We start from the raw sequence: 206 nt of genomic DNA, 5'->3' as shown, positions 1-206 counted from the left end.
CCAGTGTTAAAGTGTCAATGATCTCACTGGCAATTCGATTCCTCTGAAAGGCTGGCTTTTCAGGGATCTTCTCCAAAAACCCCGCCGTTTCCTTTAAAACCTCAACCCATTGTTGAACCTTCGCATTTTGCTTACCCAATTGCCCTGCATAACTGCCCGCATACCATTGCGAAAACGTTCCATCCGGCATGCCAATGCGCCGCGCT

General features: G+C 49.0%; 1 pseudogene. It reads right to left on the bottom strand.

Annotation, left to right across the window (positions count from 1 at the left end):
- Positions 1-190, bottom strand: a pseudogene (locus tag J7R12_RS08865) (AAA family ATPase); the annotation flags it as partial.
- Positions 191-206 lie beyond the last annotated feature (16 nt).

The organism is Bartonella vinsonii subsp. vinsonii, assembly GCF_902825235.1.
GTDB lineage: Bacteria > Pseudomonadota > Alphaproteobacteria > Rhizobiales > Rhizobiaceae > Bartonella > Bartonella vinsonii.
This window is presented reverse-complemented; position numbering and strand designations above follow the sequence as displayed.